The 14,819-nt window shown below is 67.2% G+C and carries 14 protein-coding genes; 10 read left to right on the forward strand and 4 right to left on the reverse strand.

Annotated features, from left to right (window positions below; all coding sequences use genetic code 11):
- Window positions 1-44 precede the first annotated feature (44 nt).
- The 7 genes from AC3WTE_RS19945 to AC3WTE_RS19975 all read left to right on the forward strand — a co-directional run bounded on the left by AC3WTE_RS19945 (window position 45) and on the right by AC3WTE_RS19975 (window position 7,552).
- Window positions 45-1,286 carry a PucR family transcriptional regulator gene (locus tag AC3WTE_RS19945; protein WP_492440240.1) on the forward strand — a complete coding sequence of 414 codons (1,242 nt, stop codon included), beginning with the start codon at window positions 45-47 and terminating at the stop codon, window positions 1,284-1,286.
- Window positions 1,287-1,484: 198 nt separating this feature from the next.
- Complete coding sequence (locus AC3WTE_RS19950; RefSeq protein WP_492440468.1) at window positions 1,485-2,417, forward strand: ACP S-malonyltransferase; 933 nt, start codon at window positions 1,485-1,487, stop codon at window positions 2,415-2,417.
- 74 nt (window positions 2,418-2,491) lie between these two features.
- On the forward strand, window positions 2,492-2,785 hold the full coding sequence (gene acpM / locus AC3WTE_RS19955; RefSeq protein ID WP_459369239.1) for a meromycolate extension acyl carrier protein AcpM: 294 nt from the start codon (window positions 2,492-2,494) through the stop codon (window positions 2,783-2,785).
- Entirely contained in the window at window positions 2,782-4,032 is a 1,251-nt protein-coding gene (kasA, locus tag AC3WTE_RS19960; protein ID WP_492440242.1) for a 3-oxoacyl-ACP synthase KasA, read from the forward strand. Before acpM ends, kasA begins: the two co-directional genes overlap by 4 nt.
- A gap of 23 nt (window positions 4,033-4,055) precedes the next feature.
- Window positions 4,056-5,324 carry a 3-oxoacyl-ACP synthase KasB gene (gene kasB, locus AC3WTE_RS19965; protein WP_492440243.1) on the forward strand — a complete coding sequence of 423 codons (1,269 nt, stop codon included), beginning with the start codon at window positions 4,056-4,058 and terminating at the stop codon, window positions 5,322-5,324.
- A gap of 56 nt (window positions 5,325-5,380) precedes the next feature.
- A complete protein-coding gene (locus AC3WTE_RS19970; protein WP_492440245.1) occupies window positions 5,381-6,808 on the forward strand; it encodes an acyl-CoA carboxylase subunit beta in 1,428 nt (475 codons plus the stop codon).
- A gap of 96 nt (window positions 6,809-6,904) precedes the next feature.
- The gene (locus tag AC3WTE_RS19975; RefSeq protein WP_492440246.1) at window positions 6,905-7,552 is read left to right on the forward strand and encodes a dihydrofolate reductase family protein; all 648 of its coding nucleotides are present in this window, start codon (window positions 6,905-6,907) and stop codon (window positions 7,550-7,552) included.
- 53 nt (window positions 7,553-7,605) lie between these two features.
- Here the strand turns inward: AC3WTE_RS19975 and AC3WTE_RS19980 are convergent, their stop codons facing one another.
- Window positions 7,606-8,355, reverse strand: a complete 750-nt coding sequence (locus tag AC3WTE_RS19980; protein ID WP_492440247.1) for an SDR family oxidoreductase — start codon at window positions 8,353-8,355, stop codon at window positions 7,606-7,608.
- Between the two features lie 89 nt (window positions 8,356-8,444).
- On the opposite strand from AC3WTE_RS19980, the gene AC3WTE_RS19985 reads away from it, so the two are divergent.
- The gene (locus AC3WTE_RS19985; protein WP_492440248.1) at window positions 8,445-9,326 is read left to right on the forward strand and encodes a LysR family transcriptional regulator; all 882 of its coding nucleotides are present in this window, start codon (window positions 8,445-8,447) and stop codon (window positions 9,324-9,326) included.
- Between the two features lie 66 nt (window positions 9,327-9,392).
- Here AC3WTE_RS19985 and AC3WTE_RS19990 read toward each other — a convergent pair whose 3' ends face one another.
- The gene (locus AC3WTE_RS19990; protein WP_492440250.1) at window positions 9,393-10,937 is read right to left on the reverse strand and encodes a glycerol-3-phosphate dehydrogenase/oxidase; all 1,545 of its coding nucleotides are present in this window, start codon (window positions 10,935-10,937) and stop codon (window positions 9,393-9,395) included.
- Window positions 10,934-11,518 (reverse strand): TetR/AcrR family transcriptional regulator, encoded by a 585-nt coding sequence (locus tag AC3WTE_RS19995; RefSeq protein WP_492440252.1) that lies wholly within the window; start codon window positions 11,516-11,518, stop codon window positions 10,934-10,936. Before AC3WTE_RS19995 ends, AC3WTE_RS19990 begins: the two co-directional genes overlap by 4 nt.
- Before the next feature lie 50 nt (window positions 11,519-11,568).
- Here AC3WTE_RS19995 and AC3WTE_RS20000 point away from each other — a divergent pair, with 50 nt between their 5' ends.
- Entirely contained in the window at window positions 11,569-13,149 is a 1,581-nt protein-coding gene (locus tag AC3WTE_RS20000) for an FAD-binding oxidoreductase (RefSeq protein WP_492440470.1), read from the forward strand.
- Window positions 13,146-14,048, forward strand: a complete 903-nt coding sequence (locus tag AC3WTE_RS20005) for a diacylglycerol kinase (protein WP_492440254.1) — start codon at window positions 13,146-13,148, stop codon at window positions 14,046-14,048. The genes AC3WTE_RS20000 and AC3WTE_RS20005 overlap by 4 nt, the downstream gene beginning before the upstream one ends.
- A 46-nt stretch (window positions 14,049-14,094) precedes the next feature.
- On the opposite strand, the gene AC3WTE_RS20010 is transcribed toward AC3WTE_RS20005, so the two are convergent.
- A complete protein-coding gene (locus AC3WTE_RS20010; protein ID WP_492440256.1) occupies window positions 14,095-14,733 on the reverse strand; it encodes a TetR/AcrR family transcriptional regulator in 639 nt (212 codons plus the stop codon).
- Window positions 14,734-14,819: the final 86 nt, after the last annotated feature.

A 14,819-nucleotide genomic window follows, 5' to 3' on the forward strand; every position in this document is an offset into this window, starting at 1 on the left:
GCCAGTTGGCAGAAATCTCCAGAATTCAGGCGTAGCTTTTAGAAGTGCCCGACAATACGCCCGGCAAGCGGTTCGTCCCACCCAAGTCCACCCTCGAGGTGCTGGAGAACGTGCCAGACACCGTGCTGCGCCGCCTCAAGCAATACTCCGGCACGTTGGCCACCCAAGCGGTGCACGCACTAGAGGAGCGCCTGCCGTTCTTCGCCGAGCTGGAAGCGTCCCAGCGGGCCAGCGTCCACCTGGTGGTGCAGACGGCCGTGGTCAACTTCGTCGAGTGGATGCGTGACCCGAACAGCGATGTCAGCTACACCGCAGAAGCCTTCGAGGTGGTGCCCCAGGACCTGCGACGCCGGATCGCGCTGCGGCAATCGGTGGAGATGGTGCGGACCACGATGGAGTTCTTCGAGGAAGTCGTGCCACTCCTGGCCCGCACCGAAGAGCAGCTGACCGCACTGACCGCCGGCATCCTGCGATACAGCCGCGACCTGGCCTTCGCCGCGGCCAGCGCCTATGCCGACCAGGCCGAGGCCCGCGGCGCCTGGGATACCCGAATGGAAGCCAACGTCGTCGACGCCGTGGTGCGCGGCGACGTCGGCACCAGCCTGCAGTCGCAGGCCGCGGCGCTGAACTGGGACGCGACCGCCCCCGCGACCGTCGTGGTGGGGTATCCCCAGCCCGACCGCGCCGACCTGGCCGGCGAGGACGTGCACGACGTCGCCAGCCGGCACGGCCGCGTCGCACTGTCCGACGTGCACGGCACCTGGCTGGTGGCCATCGTGTCCGGTCCCATCGCGCCCACCGACCGATTCCTGGGCGAGTTGATGGCTGTGTTCGCCGACGGCCCGGTGGTGATCGGGCCGATGGCCGCGACGCTGGCGGCCGCCCACTACAGCGCCACCGAGGCAATCGCGGGAATGAATGCGGTGAGCGGTTGGACCGGCGCGCCGCGCCCCGTCCCCGCTCGCGAGCTACTGCCCGAACGCGCGCTGCTTGGCGACCGCTCGGCCGTTGCCGCACTGGAGTTAGAGGTGGTCCGGCCGCTGGCAGACGCGGGTCCGGCGCTTTCTGAGACGCTCGACGCCTACCTCGATACCGGCGGCGCCATAGAAGCGTGCGCCCGCAAATTGTTCGTTCATCCAAACACCGTCCGCTACCGACTCCGCCGCATCGCCGACTTCACCGGCCGTGATCCGATGGTGCCCAGGGATGCGTATGTGCTTCGCGTGGCCTCGACGGTCGGTCGATTGCACCGTCAGGCGTCTCAAGCCAACTCACAAACCACCTGATCAGGGCATACGGACGCGGCCTACCCAGCAGTAACTAACGCCACGGCAGAGTGATCCACGTCGCAGCGAGGTCTCGGCAACGTTGCATAACGTGCGTTTTTGTAGACATTCCACAAAACTTTAAGACGAGGTTCATAATCTCTTACACGGCATAAAACCCGCTTCACAGTGTTTTCTTAATCCGTGCCCCAAACACCTGTGCTTGCGCTGCTTGCCCCCGGGCAGGGATCTCAGACGCCCGGCATGCTCACCCCTTGGTTGGAGCTGCCCGGCGCTGCTGACCGGCTGGCCACCTGGTCTGAGATCAGCGGCCTCGATCTGGTCCAGCTCGGCACCACCGCGACCGCCGAGGAGATCACCGACACCGCGGTGACCCAGCCGCTGGTCGTCGCGGCCACGCTGCTCGCGCACGAAGAACTGACCAAGCGCGGCCTGTTGGCCGGCGCCACCACGATCGTCGCCGGCCACTCCGTCGGTGAGATCGCCGCCTACGCCATCGCCGGCGTCATCTCCGCCGACGAGGCCATCAAGCTCGCCGCCACCCGCGGCGCCGAGATGGCCAAGGCCTGCGCCCTCGAGCCCACCGGCATGGCCGCGGTGCTCGGTGGCGACGAGGCCGAGGTGCTGGCCCGTCTCGAAGCGCTGGAACTCGTCCCGGCCAACCGCAACGCGGCGGGCCAGATCGTTGCCGCCGGTGCCGTCGCGGCGCTGGAGAAGCTGGCCGAGGACCCGCCGGCCAAGGCCCGCGTTCGCGTGCTGGCCACCGCCGGTGCCTTCCACACGCACTACATGGGCTCGGCGCAGGAGCCGTACGCGGCTGCCGCGGCAACCGTGACCCCCAGCGAGCCGACCACCACCCTGCTGTCCAACGCCGACGGCCAACCGGTCGCCGACGCCGCGGACGCCATGGCCAAGCTGGTCGCCCAGATGACCCGCCCGGTGCGCTGGGACCTGTGCTCGGAAACGATGCGGAAGCGCTTCAGTGCCGCCCAGGAAGGCCAGGAAGTGACCGGCATCATCGAGTTCCCGCCGGCCGGCACCCTGGCCGGCATTGCCAAGCGCGAAGTCAAGGGCGTGCCGACGCATCCCATCAAGACCCCCGCAGACCTGGACGCACTCACCGAGTTCTGACAGGGCTGTTTGCCGAAACATCCAACCCGGCGCACCAAATCCGGTGTGCCGACACAACAAAAGAAGGAGCCATCGTGGCTGCCAGTCAAGAAGAAATCATCGCCGGCCTCGCCGAGATCATCGAAGAGGTCACCGGTATCGAGCCGTCTGAGGTCACCCCGGAGAAGTCCTTCGTCGACGACCTGGACATCGATTCGCTGTCGATGGTTGAGATCGCCGTCCAGACCGAGGACAAGTACGGCGTGAAGATCCCGGACGAGGACCTGGCCGGCCTGCGCACCGTTGGCGACGTCGTCGCCTACATCCAGAAGCTCGAGGAAGAGAACCCCGAGGCTGCTGCCGCACTGCGCGATAAGTTCACGAAGTGACCAGGCCTTCCACGGCTAACGGAGGCTTCCCGAACGTCGTGGTGACCGCCGTGGAGGCAACCACGGCGCTCGCTGCTGATATCGAGAGCACGTGGAAGGGCCTCCTGGCAGGCGAGAGCGGTATCCGCGAACTCACCGACGACTTCGTCACCAAGTGGGACCTTCCGGTGCGTATCGGTGGTCACCTGGTCGACGACATCGAAAGCGAGTTGACTCGCGTCGAGCTGCGCCGCAACTCGTACGTGCAGCGCCTGTCTCTGGTGCTGGCCCGACGGTTGTGGCAGAACGCCGGCGCGCCGGAGGTCGATCCCGATCGATTCTCCGTCGTGATCGGCACCGGTCTCGGCGGTGGCGAGAAGATCGTCGAGACCTACGACGCCATGAACGAGGGCGGCATCCGCAAGGTCAGCCCGCTCGCCGTTCAGATGATCATGCCCAACGGTGCGGCCGCGGTCGCCGGCTTGGAGCTGGGTGCCCGTGCCGGGGTCATCACCCCGGTGTCGGCGTGCTCGTCGGGTTCTGAGGCCATCGCCCACGGCTGGCGTCAGATCGTCATGGGTGACGCGGACTTCGCCGTCGTCGGCGGCGTCGAGGGCACCATCGAGGCGCTGCCGATCGCGGCGTTCTCGATGATGCGCGCGATGTCGACCCGCAACGACGATCCGGCCGCCGCGTCGCGGCCGTTCGACAAGGACCGCGACGGATTCGTGTTCGGTGAAGCCGGCGCGATGATGATCATTGAGACCGAAGAGCACGCCCTGGCCCGTGGCGCCAAGCCGATCGCTCGGTTGCTCGGTGCTGGTATCACCTCGGACGCGTTCCACATGGTGGCTCCGGCGGACAACGGCCTGCGGGCCGGTGCCGCGATGAAGCGGGCGTTGGAGACCGCGGGGCTGTCCCCCAAGGACATCTCGCACATCAACGCCCACGGCACGGCCACCCCGATCGGTGACACCGCCGAGGCCAATGCCATCCGGGTTGCCGGATGTCAGGACGCCGCGGTGTACGCGCCGAAGTCGGCTCTGGGTCACTCGATCGGTGCGGTCGGTGCGCTGGAGTCGGTGTTGACGGTCCTTGCGTTGCGCGACGGGGTCATCCCCCCGACGCTGAACTACGAGACGCCGGACCCCGAGATTGATCTCGATGTGGTTGCGGGCGAGCCGCGGTACGGCGACTACAAGTACGCCATCAACAACTCGTTCGGGTTCGGTGGACACAATGTCGCCCTGGCCTTTGGGCGCTATTAAGTCGAAGGGACATTGGAGCAGTAATGGCAGGGGTAACCACACGAGGGTTGTCTACGGGGAATGGTCTCCCCAACGTGGTCGTCACTGGTATAGCCATGACGACTGCGCTGGCAACCGACGCTGAAACCACGTGGCAGAAGCTCCTTGACGGAGAGAGTGGGATTCGTCTCCTCGATGACCCGTTCATCGAGGAGTACGACCTTCCCGTCCGCATCGGTGGGCATCTGCACGAGGATTTCGAAAGTGAACTGACGCGCGTCGAGCTGCGTCGGCTGTCATATCTGCAAAAAATGTCGACGGTCATCGGCCGGCGAGTCTGGGAAAACGCAGGCTCGCCGGACGTTGATCCGCGTCGGCTCATGGTGTCGATCGGCACCGGTATCGGTTCCGCCGAAGAGCTGGTGTTCGCCTACGACGGCATGCGTGAACGAGGCCTACGAGCGGTGTCGCCGCTGGTGGTGCAGATGTTCATGCCCAATGGGGCGGCGGCTGCCGTCGGGTTGGATCGCAAGGCCAAGGCTGGGGTGAGCACCCTGATCTCCGCCTGCGCGTCCGGTTCGGAAGCCATCGCCAACGCCTGGCGCCAGCTGGTGCTGGGCGAGGCGGACGTCGCCATCTGTGGTGGCGTCGAAACAAAGATCGAGGCAGTGCCGATCGCCGGGTTCGCCCAGATGCGCATCGTGCTGTCCAATACCAATGACAACCCGGCCGGTGCCTGCCGCCCGTTCGACCGCGACCGCAACGGCTTCGTGTTCGGTGAAGGCGGCGCCATGCTGGTGCTGGAGACCGAGGAACACGCGAAGGCCCGCGGCGCCAACATTCTGGCCCGCCTCATGGGTGCCAGCGTGACCTCGGACGGCTACCACATCGTGGCCCCGGACCCCAACGGTGAGCAGGCCGGCTACGCCATGACCCGGGCCATCGAACTCGCCGGACTGGTGCCGTCCGACATCGACCACGTCAACGCACACGCGACTGGCACCAGCGTTGGTGACGTCGCCGAGGGCGTGGCCATCAACAACGCCATGAAGGGCCACCGGCCCGCGGTGTACGCCCCCAAGTCGGCGCTGGGCCACTCGGTGGGCGCGGTCGGTGCGGTGGAATCCATTCTCACCGTGCTCGCCCTGCGCGACGGCGTCATCCCGCCCACACTGAACCTGGAAAACCTGGATCCGGAGATCGATCTGGACGTGGTCTCCAAGGCTCCCCGACAGGGCGATTACAAGTACGCAATCAACAACTCGTTCGGGTTCGGCGGTCACAACGTCGCGCTCGCCTTCGGCCGGTACTGAGCAACCCCGGAAAATCCAGCGCAGTCCTCGGGATGCGAGATCAAGGAGATTAGAAAATGACGACCCTGGCACCTGAGGCGACGGCCGCCGAATCACTTGATCCTCGCGACCCGCTGCTGCGCCTGCAGACCTTCTTCGACCCGGGCAGCGCGAAGCCGCTGCACGAGCGCGACAAGTCGGGCGTCCTGGCCGCCTCCGGCACCGTCAACGGTGTGCACACCATCGCGTTCGCCACTGACGGCACCGTCATGGGTGGCGCCATGGGCGTCGACGGCTGCGCGCACATCGTCCGCGCCTACGACACCGCCATCGACGAGCAGGCCCCCATCGTGGGTATCTGGCACTCCGGTGGCGCCCGTCTGGCCGAGGGCGTCAAGGCACTGCACGCGGTGGGCCTGGTCTTCGAGGCCATGATCCGGGCCTCGGGCTACATCCCCCAGATCTCGCTGGTCGTCGGCTTCGCCGCCGGTGGTGCCGCCTACGGCCCGGCGCTCACCGACGTCATCGTCATGGCCCCCGAGGGTCGCGTCTTCGTCACCGGGCCCGACGTGGTCCGCAGCGTCACCGGTGAGGACGTCGACATGGTCTCGCTCGGTGGCCCCGACACCCACCACAAGAAGTCGGGCGTGTGCCACATCGTCGCCGACGACGAGCTGGACGCCTACGAGCGCGGCCGTCGCCTGGTCGGACTGTTCTGCCAGCAGGGTCATTTCGACCGCACCAAGGCCGAGGCCGGCGACACCGACATCCGTGCCCTCATGCCCGAGTCGGCACGACGTGCCTACGACGTGCACCCGATCGTCGAGGCCCTGCTCGACGAAGGCATGCCCTTCGAAGAGTTCCAGTCCAAGTGGGCGCCGTCCATCGTGGTCGGCCTGGGGCGCCTCGCCGGTCGCTCCGTCGGCGTCATCGCCAACAACCCGCTGCGTCTGGGCGGCTGTCTGAACTCCGAAAGCGCCGAGAAGGCAGCACGTTTCGTCCGCCTGTGCGACGCCTTCGGCATCCCGCTGGTCGTCCTGGTGGACGTGCCCGGCTACCTGCCCGGTGTGGACCAGGAGTGGGGCGGCGTGGTGCGTCGCGGCGCCAAGCTGCTGCACGCGTTCGGTGAGGCCGAGGTCCCCCGCGTCACCCTGGTGACCCGCAAGATCTACGGCGGCGCCTACATCGCGATGAACTCGCGGTCGCTCGGAGCGTCGAAGGTCTTCGCCTGGCCGGACGCCGAGGTCGCCGTCATGGGCGCCAAGGCTGCCGTCGGCATCCTCCACAAGCGCAAGCTGGCCGCTGTCGAAGACGCCGCGGAACGCGAAGCCCTCCATGAGGAACTCGCCCTCGAACACGAGCGCATCGCCGGTGGCGTCGACTCGGCCATCGAGATCGGCGTGGTCGACGAGAAGATCGACCCGGCCCACACCCGGTCGAAGATCACGCAGGCCCTCGCCGAGGCCCCGGCCCGCCGCGGTCGCCACAAGAACATCGCGCTGTAATCACGTAAACAACCGCAAAGCTGCCCCTCTCCTGTGGAAGAGGTGCAGTTTTGTCTCGTCGCGATGAATATTGCCGACCGCGGAGGTCTACACGGCATGACTCAGCTGGTGAAAGTACAGAACTTCTGTGTGTCGGCCGACGGCTTCGGCGCGGGGACCGGCCAGAGTTTCGAGCGGCCCTTCGGCCACGCCGACCCGGCGACACTCGTCGGCTCCTGGGCCGGTGCCACCGCCAGTTGGCCCACTCGCACCGACGCTGGTGGTAGCCGCGGTCTCGATGACTACCTGGTGCGGGATTTCTCCAACAACATCGGCGCAGAGATCATGGGCGCCAACAAGTTCAGCCCCTACCGTGGCCCGGCCAGGCTCGACTGGCAGGGCTGGTGGGGCGACGAACCGCCATTCCACACCCCGGTCTTCGTGATGACGCACCACCTGCGGCCGTCATTCACGCTGTCGGACACCACGTTCCATTTCGTCGATGCTGCACCGGCCGAGGTGCTGGCGCAGGCCCGGGAAGCCGCGCAGGGCAAGGATGTTCGCATCGGCGGCGGCGCGCAGACCGTGCGGGAGTTCCTCGACGCCGACCTCATCGACACCCTGCACGTGGCGGTGTCCCCCAGCGTGACGCTCGGCGCGGGCTCACGACTCTGGGAGTCCCCCGACGAGCTGCTCGACCGCTACCACTGCGACGTGGTGCCGAGCCCCAGCGGCGTCATCCACCACTTGTTCTGGCGCCGCTGAGCTTCACCGCCAACTGGCGGCACCTCCCACTGGGCGGACTGCTCGGCTGGTGATTACCGCGTCGTGTAGCCACCGTTGGCGAAGATGGTCTGGCCGCTCACCCAATGCCCCTCGTCGGCGAGGAACACCACCAGCGGGGCGATGTCCTCGATACGGGTCAGTCGGTTCCCCATGGCCTGCGACTTGTGGAACGCCACGCGCTCGGGCGTCTCCTGGCCGTAGAAGAACGGGGTGTCCATGGGTCCGGGTCCGACGTTGTTGACGTTGATCCCGCGCGCCGCAAACTCTTTCGCCGCCGCGCGGGTGAAGTGCTCGACGGGGCTCTTCGCGCCGGCGTAGGTGCTGTACCCGTCGGTGAAGGCGGCCAACAGCGCCGTCACGATGGTGATCACCGAGCCGCCGTCGTTCAGCCGCCGGCCGGCCTGCTGCAAGAAGAAGTACGCCGCCTTGGCGTTGATGTCGAACATCGAATCATATTCGGCCTCAGTGGTTTCCACGATCGGCTTGCGCAGCACCTTGCCGACGGTGTTGATGGCGATGTCCACGCCGCCGAAAGCTCCGACGGCCGCATCGAACAGCTTCTCCACGTTGCCGGGGACGGTGAGGTCACCCTGAACCCTGATCGCCTTGGCACCGGACGACTCGATCGCAGCGATGGTCCGGTCGGCGTCGGCCTCGGTGGCCGCGCTGTTGTAGTGCACCGCGACGTTGACGCCCCGCTCGCCGAGCGTGGTGCTGATCAGACCTCCCAGGTTCTTGGCTCCGGCGGCGACGATTGCTGACTTCCCCTCGAGATTGCTCATGGCGCCCACGCTAGCCACGGCGAACCACAAACAGAAACGCAACTTTTCTACCTATTCACAAGCATCATTTGTGGATAAGGTGAACCTCGATGACCAGGCCATACCCCGACCTGCGCCGGCTGCGGCACTTCCTGGCCGTCGCCGACGCCGGCGGATTCACCCGCGCCGCCGACGAGCTGCACCTGAGCCAGCAGGCCCTGAGCAGCTCCATCCGCCAACTCGAAAAAGAGCTGGGTGCAACGCTTTTCGATCGCGACGGCCGACGCGTCACGCTGACACCAGCTGGCCGACAGCTACACAGCGATGCGCGCGCCCTCCTCGCTGCCGCCCACACCGTCGCCGACCACGTGCAGCGGGCAGCCAGCGCGGCGCGGGAGAACTACGTAGTCGGGCACACCCCCGCACTCAGCAGCATCGAGGCGTACGCGCTACTGGAGCCGGTGATCGACGCCTTCGACGACGTCTCCTTCACCTTCCGTCAGATGTTTCCCGATCAGCTGTCCCCTGCGCTGATCGACGGATCGATCCAGCTTGCGCTGCGCCGCGGCGTCGTACCGGATCGGGATCTCGCGACCGCCGTGCTGGGCTATCACCCGGTCCACGTGGCGGTGCTCACCACACACCCCCTGGCCCGGCGCGACACCGTCGACCTCACCGACCTGACTCACGAACGGATCGCACTCTGGGCGCCACCGGGCGCGTCGTACTACAGCGATCTCCTACTCGGCGCCTGCCGAAGAGCCGGCTTCGAGCCGGACTATGTGGTGAGCCGCGTGCAGGGCGCGGCCACGGTAGCGGCCCCGCTGACGACGGGTGCTGTCGCATTCGTGACGCATCCGGTCGGGCCCGTGATGGACGGCCGGGTGACGGTCGTCGACCTACAGCCGCCGCTGTTGGTGCCGGTTCAGGCCATGTGGCAGCGCCACACCAGCTCGCCGATCCGGGATCTCTTGCTGGCACAGCCGCATTGAACGAGTGCGGCACGCAGCAGTCAGCTCGTCACAGGACCAAGTGCCAGCAGGCTCCGTGCGCTGGCGTCAGTCGGCCACGAATCCCGCAGCTACGGCAGCGACACGCTCGCGGTCGGCGGCGACCAACCCGATCCGGGTACGACGATCCAGGATGTCGTCGGTGGTGAGCGCACCTTCGTGCGTGACGGCGTATTCGAATTCGGCTCGCGTGACGTCGATTCCGTCGGCCACCGGCTCAGTCGGCCGGGAACACGTGGCGACGGCGAACACGTTCGACGCCTCCGCGCCGTAACGCGCCACCAACGACTCCGGCAGCGCCGCAACACGATCGCCCGATACCGGGTTCTCCGGAGCACCGACCAGCGGCAGGTTCCTGGTGCGGCACTCCCCTGCGCCGAGCCCGCGCAGCGCCGCCGCCCGATCCAGTACATCCTCGGCCATGTACCGGTATTCGGTGAGCTTGCCGCCGATGACGCTGAGCACGCCGTTGCCCGATTCGACGACCGCGTGATCGCGGGAGACGTCGGCGGTACTGCCTTCGCCGGTGTCGATCAGCGGCCGCAGACCGGCATACGAACCCAACACGTCATCCGGTCCCAGGCTGGTGGCCAACGCAGTGTTGACGGTGTCCAGCAGGAATTTGACCTCCTCCGGAGTCGGTTGCGGCACATCGGGAATGGGGCCGGGCGCGTCCTCGTCGGTGAGGCCGAGGTATACCCGGCCGAGCTGTTCGGGCATGGCGAAGATGAACCGGTTGAGCGCGCCGGGGATCGGAACCGTCAGCGCCGCAGTCGGGTTCCCGAATGCCTTGGCGTCGAATACCAGGTGGGTGCCGCGACTGGGCCGCAACTTGATCGCGCCGTCGAGCTCGCCGGCCCACACGCCGGCGGCGTTGATCACCGCACGAGCCGTCAGGTCGAAGGACTCCCCGCTGAGCTGGTCGGTCAGCCGAACCGAGGTGCCGGTGGCGTCGGACGCGGCCACGCGAGTGAGAATGCGGGCGCCGTGCTGGGCGGCGGTCCGCGCCACCGCCGTGACCAGACGGGCATCATCGATCAACTGACCGTCGTAAGCGAGCAACGCACCGTCGAGTCCGTCACGACGGACGGCGGGCACCAATTCGGCGGCGCGGGCGGCGCTGACGCGCCCCGACCGCGGCAGGACCGACGCCGAGGTACCGGCCAGTCGGCGCAGGCCGTCACCCGCGATGAAACCAGTGCGCACCAAAGCCCTTGAGGCACGGTTCATCTCGGGTAGCAGCGGCACCAGCTGCGGCATGGCGTGCACCAGATGCGGGGCATTACGGCTCATCAGGATGCCGCGTTCGATGGCACTGCGCCGGGCGATACCGACGTTGCCGGTGGCCAGGTAGCGCAGCCCGCCGTGCACGAGTTTCGAACTCCACCGGCTCGTCCCGAAAGCCAGGTCATGCTTCTCCACGAGCACCGTCGACAGTCCGCGGCTGGCAGCGTCGAGGGCGATGCCCACCCCGGTGATACCGCCGCCGATGACGACGATGTCGACCGTGCCCCCATCGGCCAAGGCCGTCAGTTCGGTCGCGCGACGGGCCGCGTTCAGTGCACTGCGGCGGGCTGCCTCAGGGGTGTTCATGCCTTCAGGTATCCGTTCAGCGAGTGAGCGAGTTCGATGTCCAGTGCGGTGACATCGAGGACGGGCGCGACCATCTGTGCGGACTGGATGGCCGACTGCACGATCAGCAGACACATGGCCGCGAGTTGCCTGGGATCACCGGGGCGGACGCTGCCGTCGGCTTGTGCCGTGGCCAGCGCACCGGCGAGCACTTCCAGCAGAATCTGCTGGCTGGTACCCATCCGCTGGGCGATGTAGACCATCGCCAGCGCAGGTGCGCTGCTCAGCACGGACATGATGACCTCGTCGTCGCGCAGCCGCTCGGCCATGCCGACCATCCGTTTGACGATCGCCTCACGGTCGGTGCCGTCGACGGTGACTTCGCCCAGCACGTTGGTGATTCGTGTCGTCAACAGTGCCGCGAGGATCGCCTGGGTGTCCGGCCAGCGCCGGTACACCGTCGGCCGACTGACGCCGGCCCGGCGCGCGATCTCGGCCAACGTCACCCGATCGACCCCGAAGGCGATCACGCAGTCGGCCGCAGCGTCGATGATTCGGGCATCCGTAGACTCCACAACATCATCGTTACTGATTGACATCATATGTAATACTGTAACGCATGAGCGCGACACGTGACCACCTCGAACCGCCGATGAAGTGGAACGCCTGGGGTGACCCCGCTGCAGCCAAGCCGCTGTCTGAAGGCATCCGCGGACTGCTGACCGCGGCCCTCGGCATCGACGCCACCCCGGCCGACGAACTGGAGGCCGATCAGGTCACGTTGCGCCCCTCCGCCCTGACCGACGCCGACCGTGGCGCACTTGCCGGCATCGTCGGCGACGAGTTCTCCCGCACCGGCGATCACGACCGCCTGCTGCGGGCCGGCGGCAAGTCGACACTGGACCTGTTGCGCCGCAAGGACGCCGGCGAACAGGACGCGCCGGATGCGATCCTGTTGCCCAGCGCTGAAGACGAAATCGCCGACGTGCTCCAGTACTGCACCGAGCACCGCATCGCCGTCGTACCCTTCGGCGGTGGCACCAGCGTCGTCGGCGGACTGGACCCCATCCGGGGCGGCTTCAACGCCGTCGTATCGCTCGATCTACGCCGCCTGGACCGGCTGGTCGCCCTCGACAAGGAGTCCGGCGAGGCCGAACTCGAGGCCGGTGTCACCGGCCCACAGGCCGAAGAACTCCTTGGCGCCGAGGGCTTTTCCCTCGGCCACTTCCCCCAGAGCTTCGAGTTCGCCACCATTGGCGGGTTCGCGGCCACGCGGTCGTCAGGTCAGAACTCGGCCGGCTACAGCCGCTTCGACGACATGGTGCGCGGCCTGACCGTCGTCACCCCCGCCGGTGTGCTGGACCTGGGCCGCGCCCCGGCGTCGGCGGCCGGCCCGGACCTGCGTCAGCTGATCGTCGGGTCAGAGGGCACGTTCGGCGTCATCACCCGGGTGCGGGTCCGCGTCCACCCGGTGCCCGAGACCACCCGCTACGAGGCCTGGTCCTTCCCCGACTTCCCCACGGGCGCGGCGGCTTTGCGCGCCGTGGTGCAGACGGGTACCGGCCCGACGGTCATCCGGCTGTCCGATGAGGTCGAGACCGGGATCAACCTCGCGACCACCGAAAGCATCGGCGAACAGACCATCACCGGCGGCTGCCTGGCCATCACCCTGTTCGAAGGTTCTGCCGCGCATACCGCGAGCCGCCACGACGAAACACGTGCGCTGCTGGCCGCCCAGGGTGGCACGTCGCTTGGCGAGGCCCCGGCGCGCGCGTGGCAGCACGGCCGGTTCGGTGCGCCGTACCTGCGTGACTCGCTCCTGACAGCCGGGGCCCTGTGCGAGACGTTGGAGACCGCAACGACGTGGTCCAACCTGCCGGCGCTGAAGCAAGCCGTCACCGAGGCGCTCACGACGTCGCTCCAGGAAAGCGGCACAACGGCTTTGGTGATGTGCCACATCTCGCACGTCTACCCCACCGGCGCCTCGCTGTACTTCACCGTCGTGGCGGGCCAGCGTGGCAACCCCATCGAGCAGTGGCGGGCGGCGAAGACCGCCGCGTCCGAGGCGATGGTGCGCTGCGGTGCCACCATCACCCATCACCACGCGGTCGGCGCCGATCACAAGCCGTGGATGACGGCCGAGGTCGGCGACCTGGGCGTCCAGGTTCTGCGGGCCGTGAAGAACGTGCTCGATCCCGGCGGAATCCTCAACCCGGGCAAGCTGATCCCATGACGCGGACGCCCCAGCGTGTCACCCTACTGACCAACCCGGCGTCGGGTCAGGGGCACGGGTCTGTGGCCGCCCAACGGGCTGTGGTGCGGCTGCAGCGCCGCGGCGTCGACGTCGTGGAGCTCATCGGATCGGATGCCGCCCACGCGCGCCGATTGCTCGACGAAGCGCTGGACCGCGGCACCGATGCGGTGGTGGTCGCCGGCGGCGACGGCATGATTTCCCTTGTGCTGCAGGCGCTTGCACAGGGCGATGTGCCACTCGGGATCATCCCGGCCGGTACCGGGAACGACCATGCGCGCGAGTTCGGGATTCCGCGGGACGATCCGGAGGCGGCCGCCGACATCGTAGCCACCGGACGCACCGAGACCATCGACCTCGGGCACATCGAGGCCGCAGACGGCACCGTCAAGTGGTTCGGCACCGTGATGGCCGCCGGCTTCGACTCACTGGTCACCGACCGCGCGAATCGGATGACGTGGCCGCGCGGGCGAATGCGCTACAACGTGGCGATGCTCGCCGAGCTGTCACAGCTGCGCCTGCTGCCCTTCCACGTGAGTTTCGACGGCGGGCCGGTGGACCAAACACCGCTGACGTTCGCCGCGTTCGGCAACACCCGAAGCTACGGCGGCGGCATGCTGATCTGCCCGGGCGCCGATCCGCACGACGGACTGCTGGACGTCACGATGGCCGCCTCGGCATCCCGGACGAAGTTGATCCGGTTGTTCCCCACCGTGTTCAAAGGCACCCATGTCAACCGCGACGAGGTCAAGACGGTCCGCGCGCGCTCCATCACCATCGACTGCCCCGGGATAAATGCCTATGCCGACGGCGAATTCATGTGTCCGCTGCCGGTGACGGTGTCCGCGGCACCTGGGGCATTGCGGGTCCTGGTTCCGTAGCCGGGGCCGGGTCGACCGGGCATTCGAGGCCGAGGCGCCCGAACGCTCAGTCCTGCGTAGCCGCAAGGAGCGCGAGCAGGTTCATCAACCGGGTGATGGCACCGGTGACCGGCCGGGCCGGCAGCGACGGATCGATGGCGCGTTGGATGCCCAGGCCGATGCCGGCGCTGAGAAACAGGTTGCCGATGTCTTCCAAGCTGTCCATCACGCCGAGCGCGACCAATTGTTCTTCGGCAAGCCCCAGATCGTCTGACAGCGAACGCAATACCTCGACGACCATCTGGGCCGCCTCGTTGCGAAGATCGGTGATCATCTGCCCCAGTTCGGGGTCGTTGCGCGACAGCACCACGAATTCGAGTTCGAGCATCGTCCAGCCCACGTCGCCGGCGGTCCGTTCCAGCCAGGCGTTCACCGCTTCGACCCGACTCGGCACATCGGCGTCCGACATCGCCAGCTCGGACATCTCGGAGAACTTCTCGCGGTGGATGGCCTCCAGCACTTCGCGGCACAGGATCGGCTTGCTGCCGAAGTTCGAATACACCGCGCCCTTGCTGTAACCGGCGTCGTCTGCGATGTCCTCGAGGCTGGTGGACGCATACCCGTGTTCGAGAAACCGAGCCTTCGCCGCGGTGAGTATCTCGGCACGCGTCTGTTCCTGACGCTGCACCCTGGTCAATCGCGGCATGCGTTGATGTTAGTGGTTTGCGATACCCGGAGTACTGGCTTTACTGAGAGCATTCGGATACCGTGAGTATTCGAACGAGCCCAGCA

It is taken from the genome of Mycobacterium sp. FW102-FHT13B02, assembly GCF_058790275.1.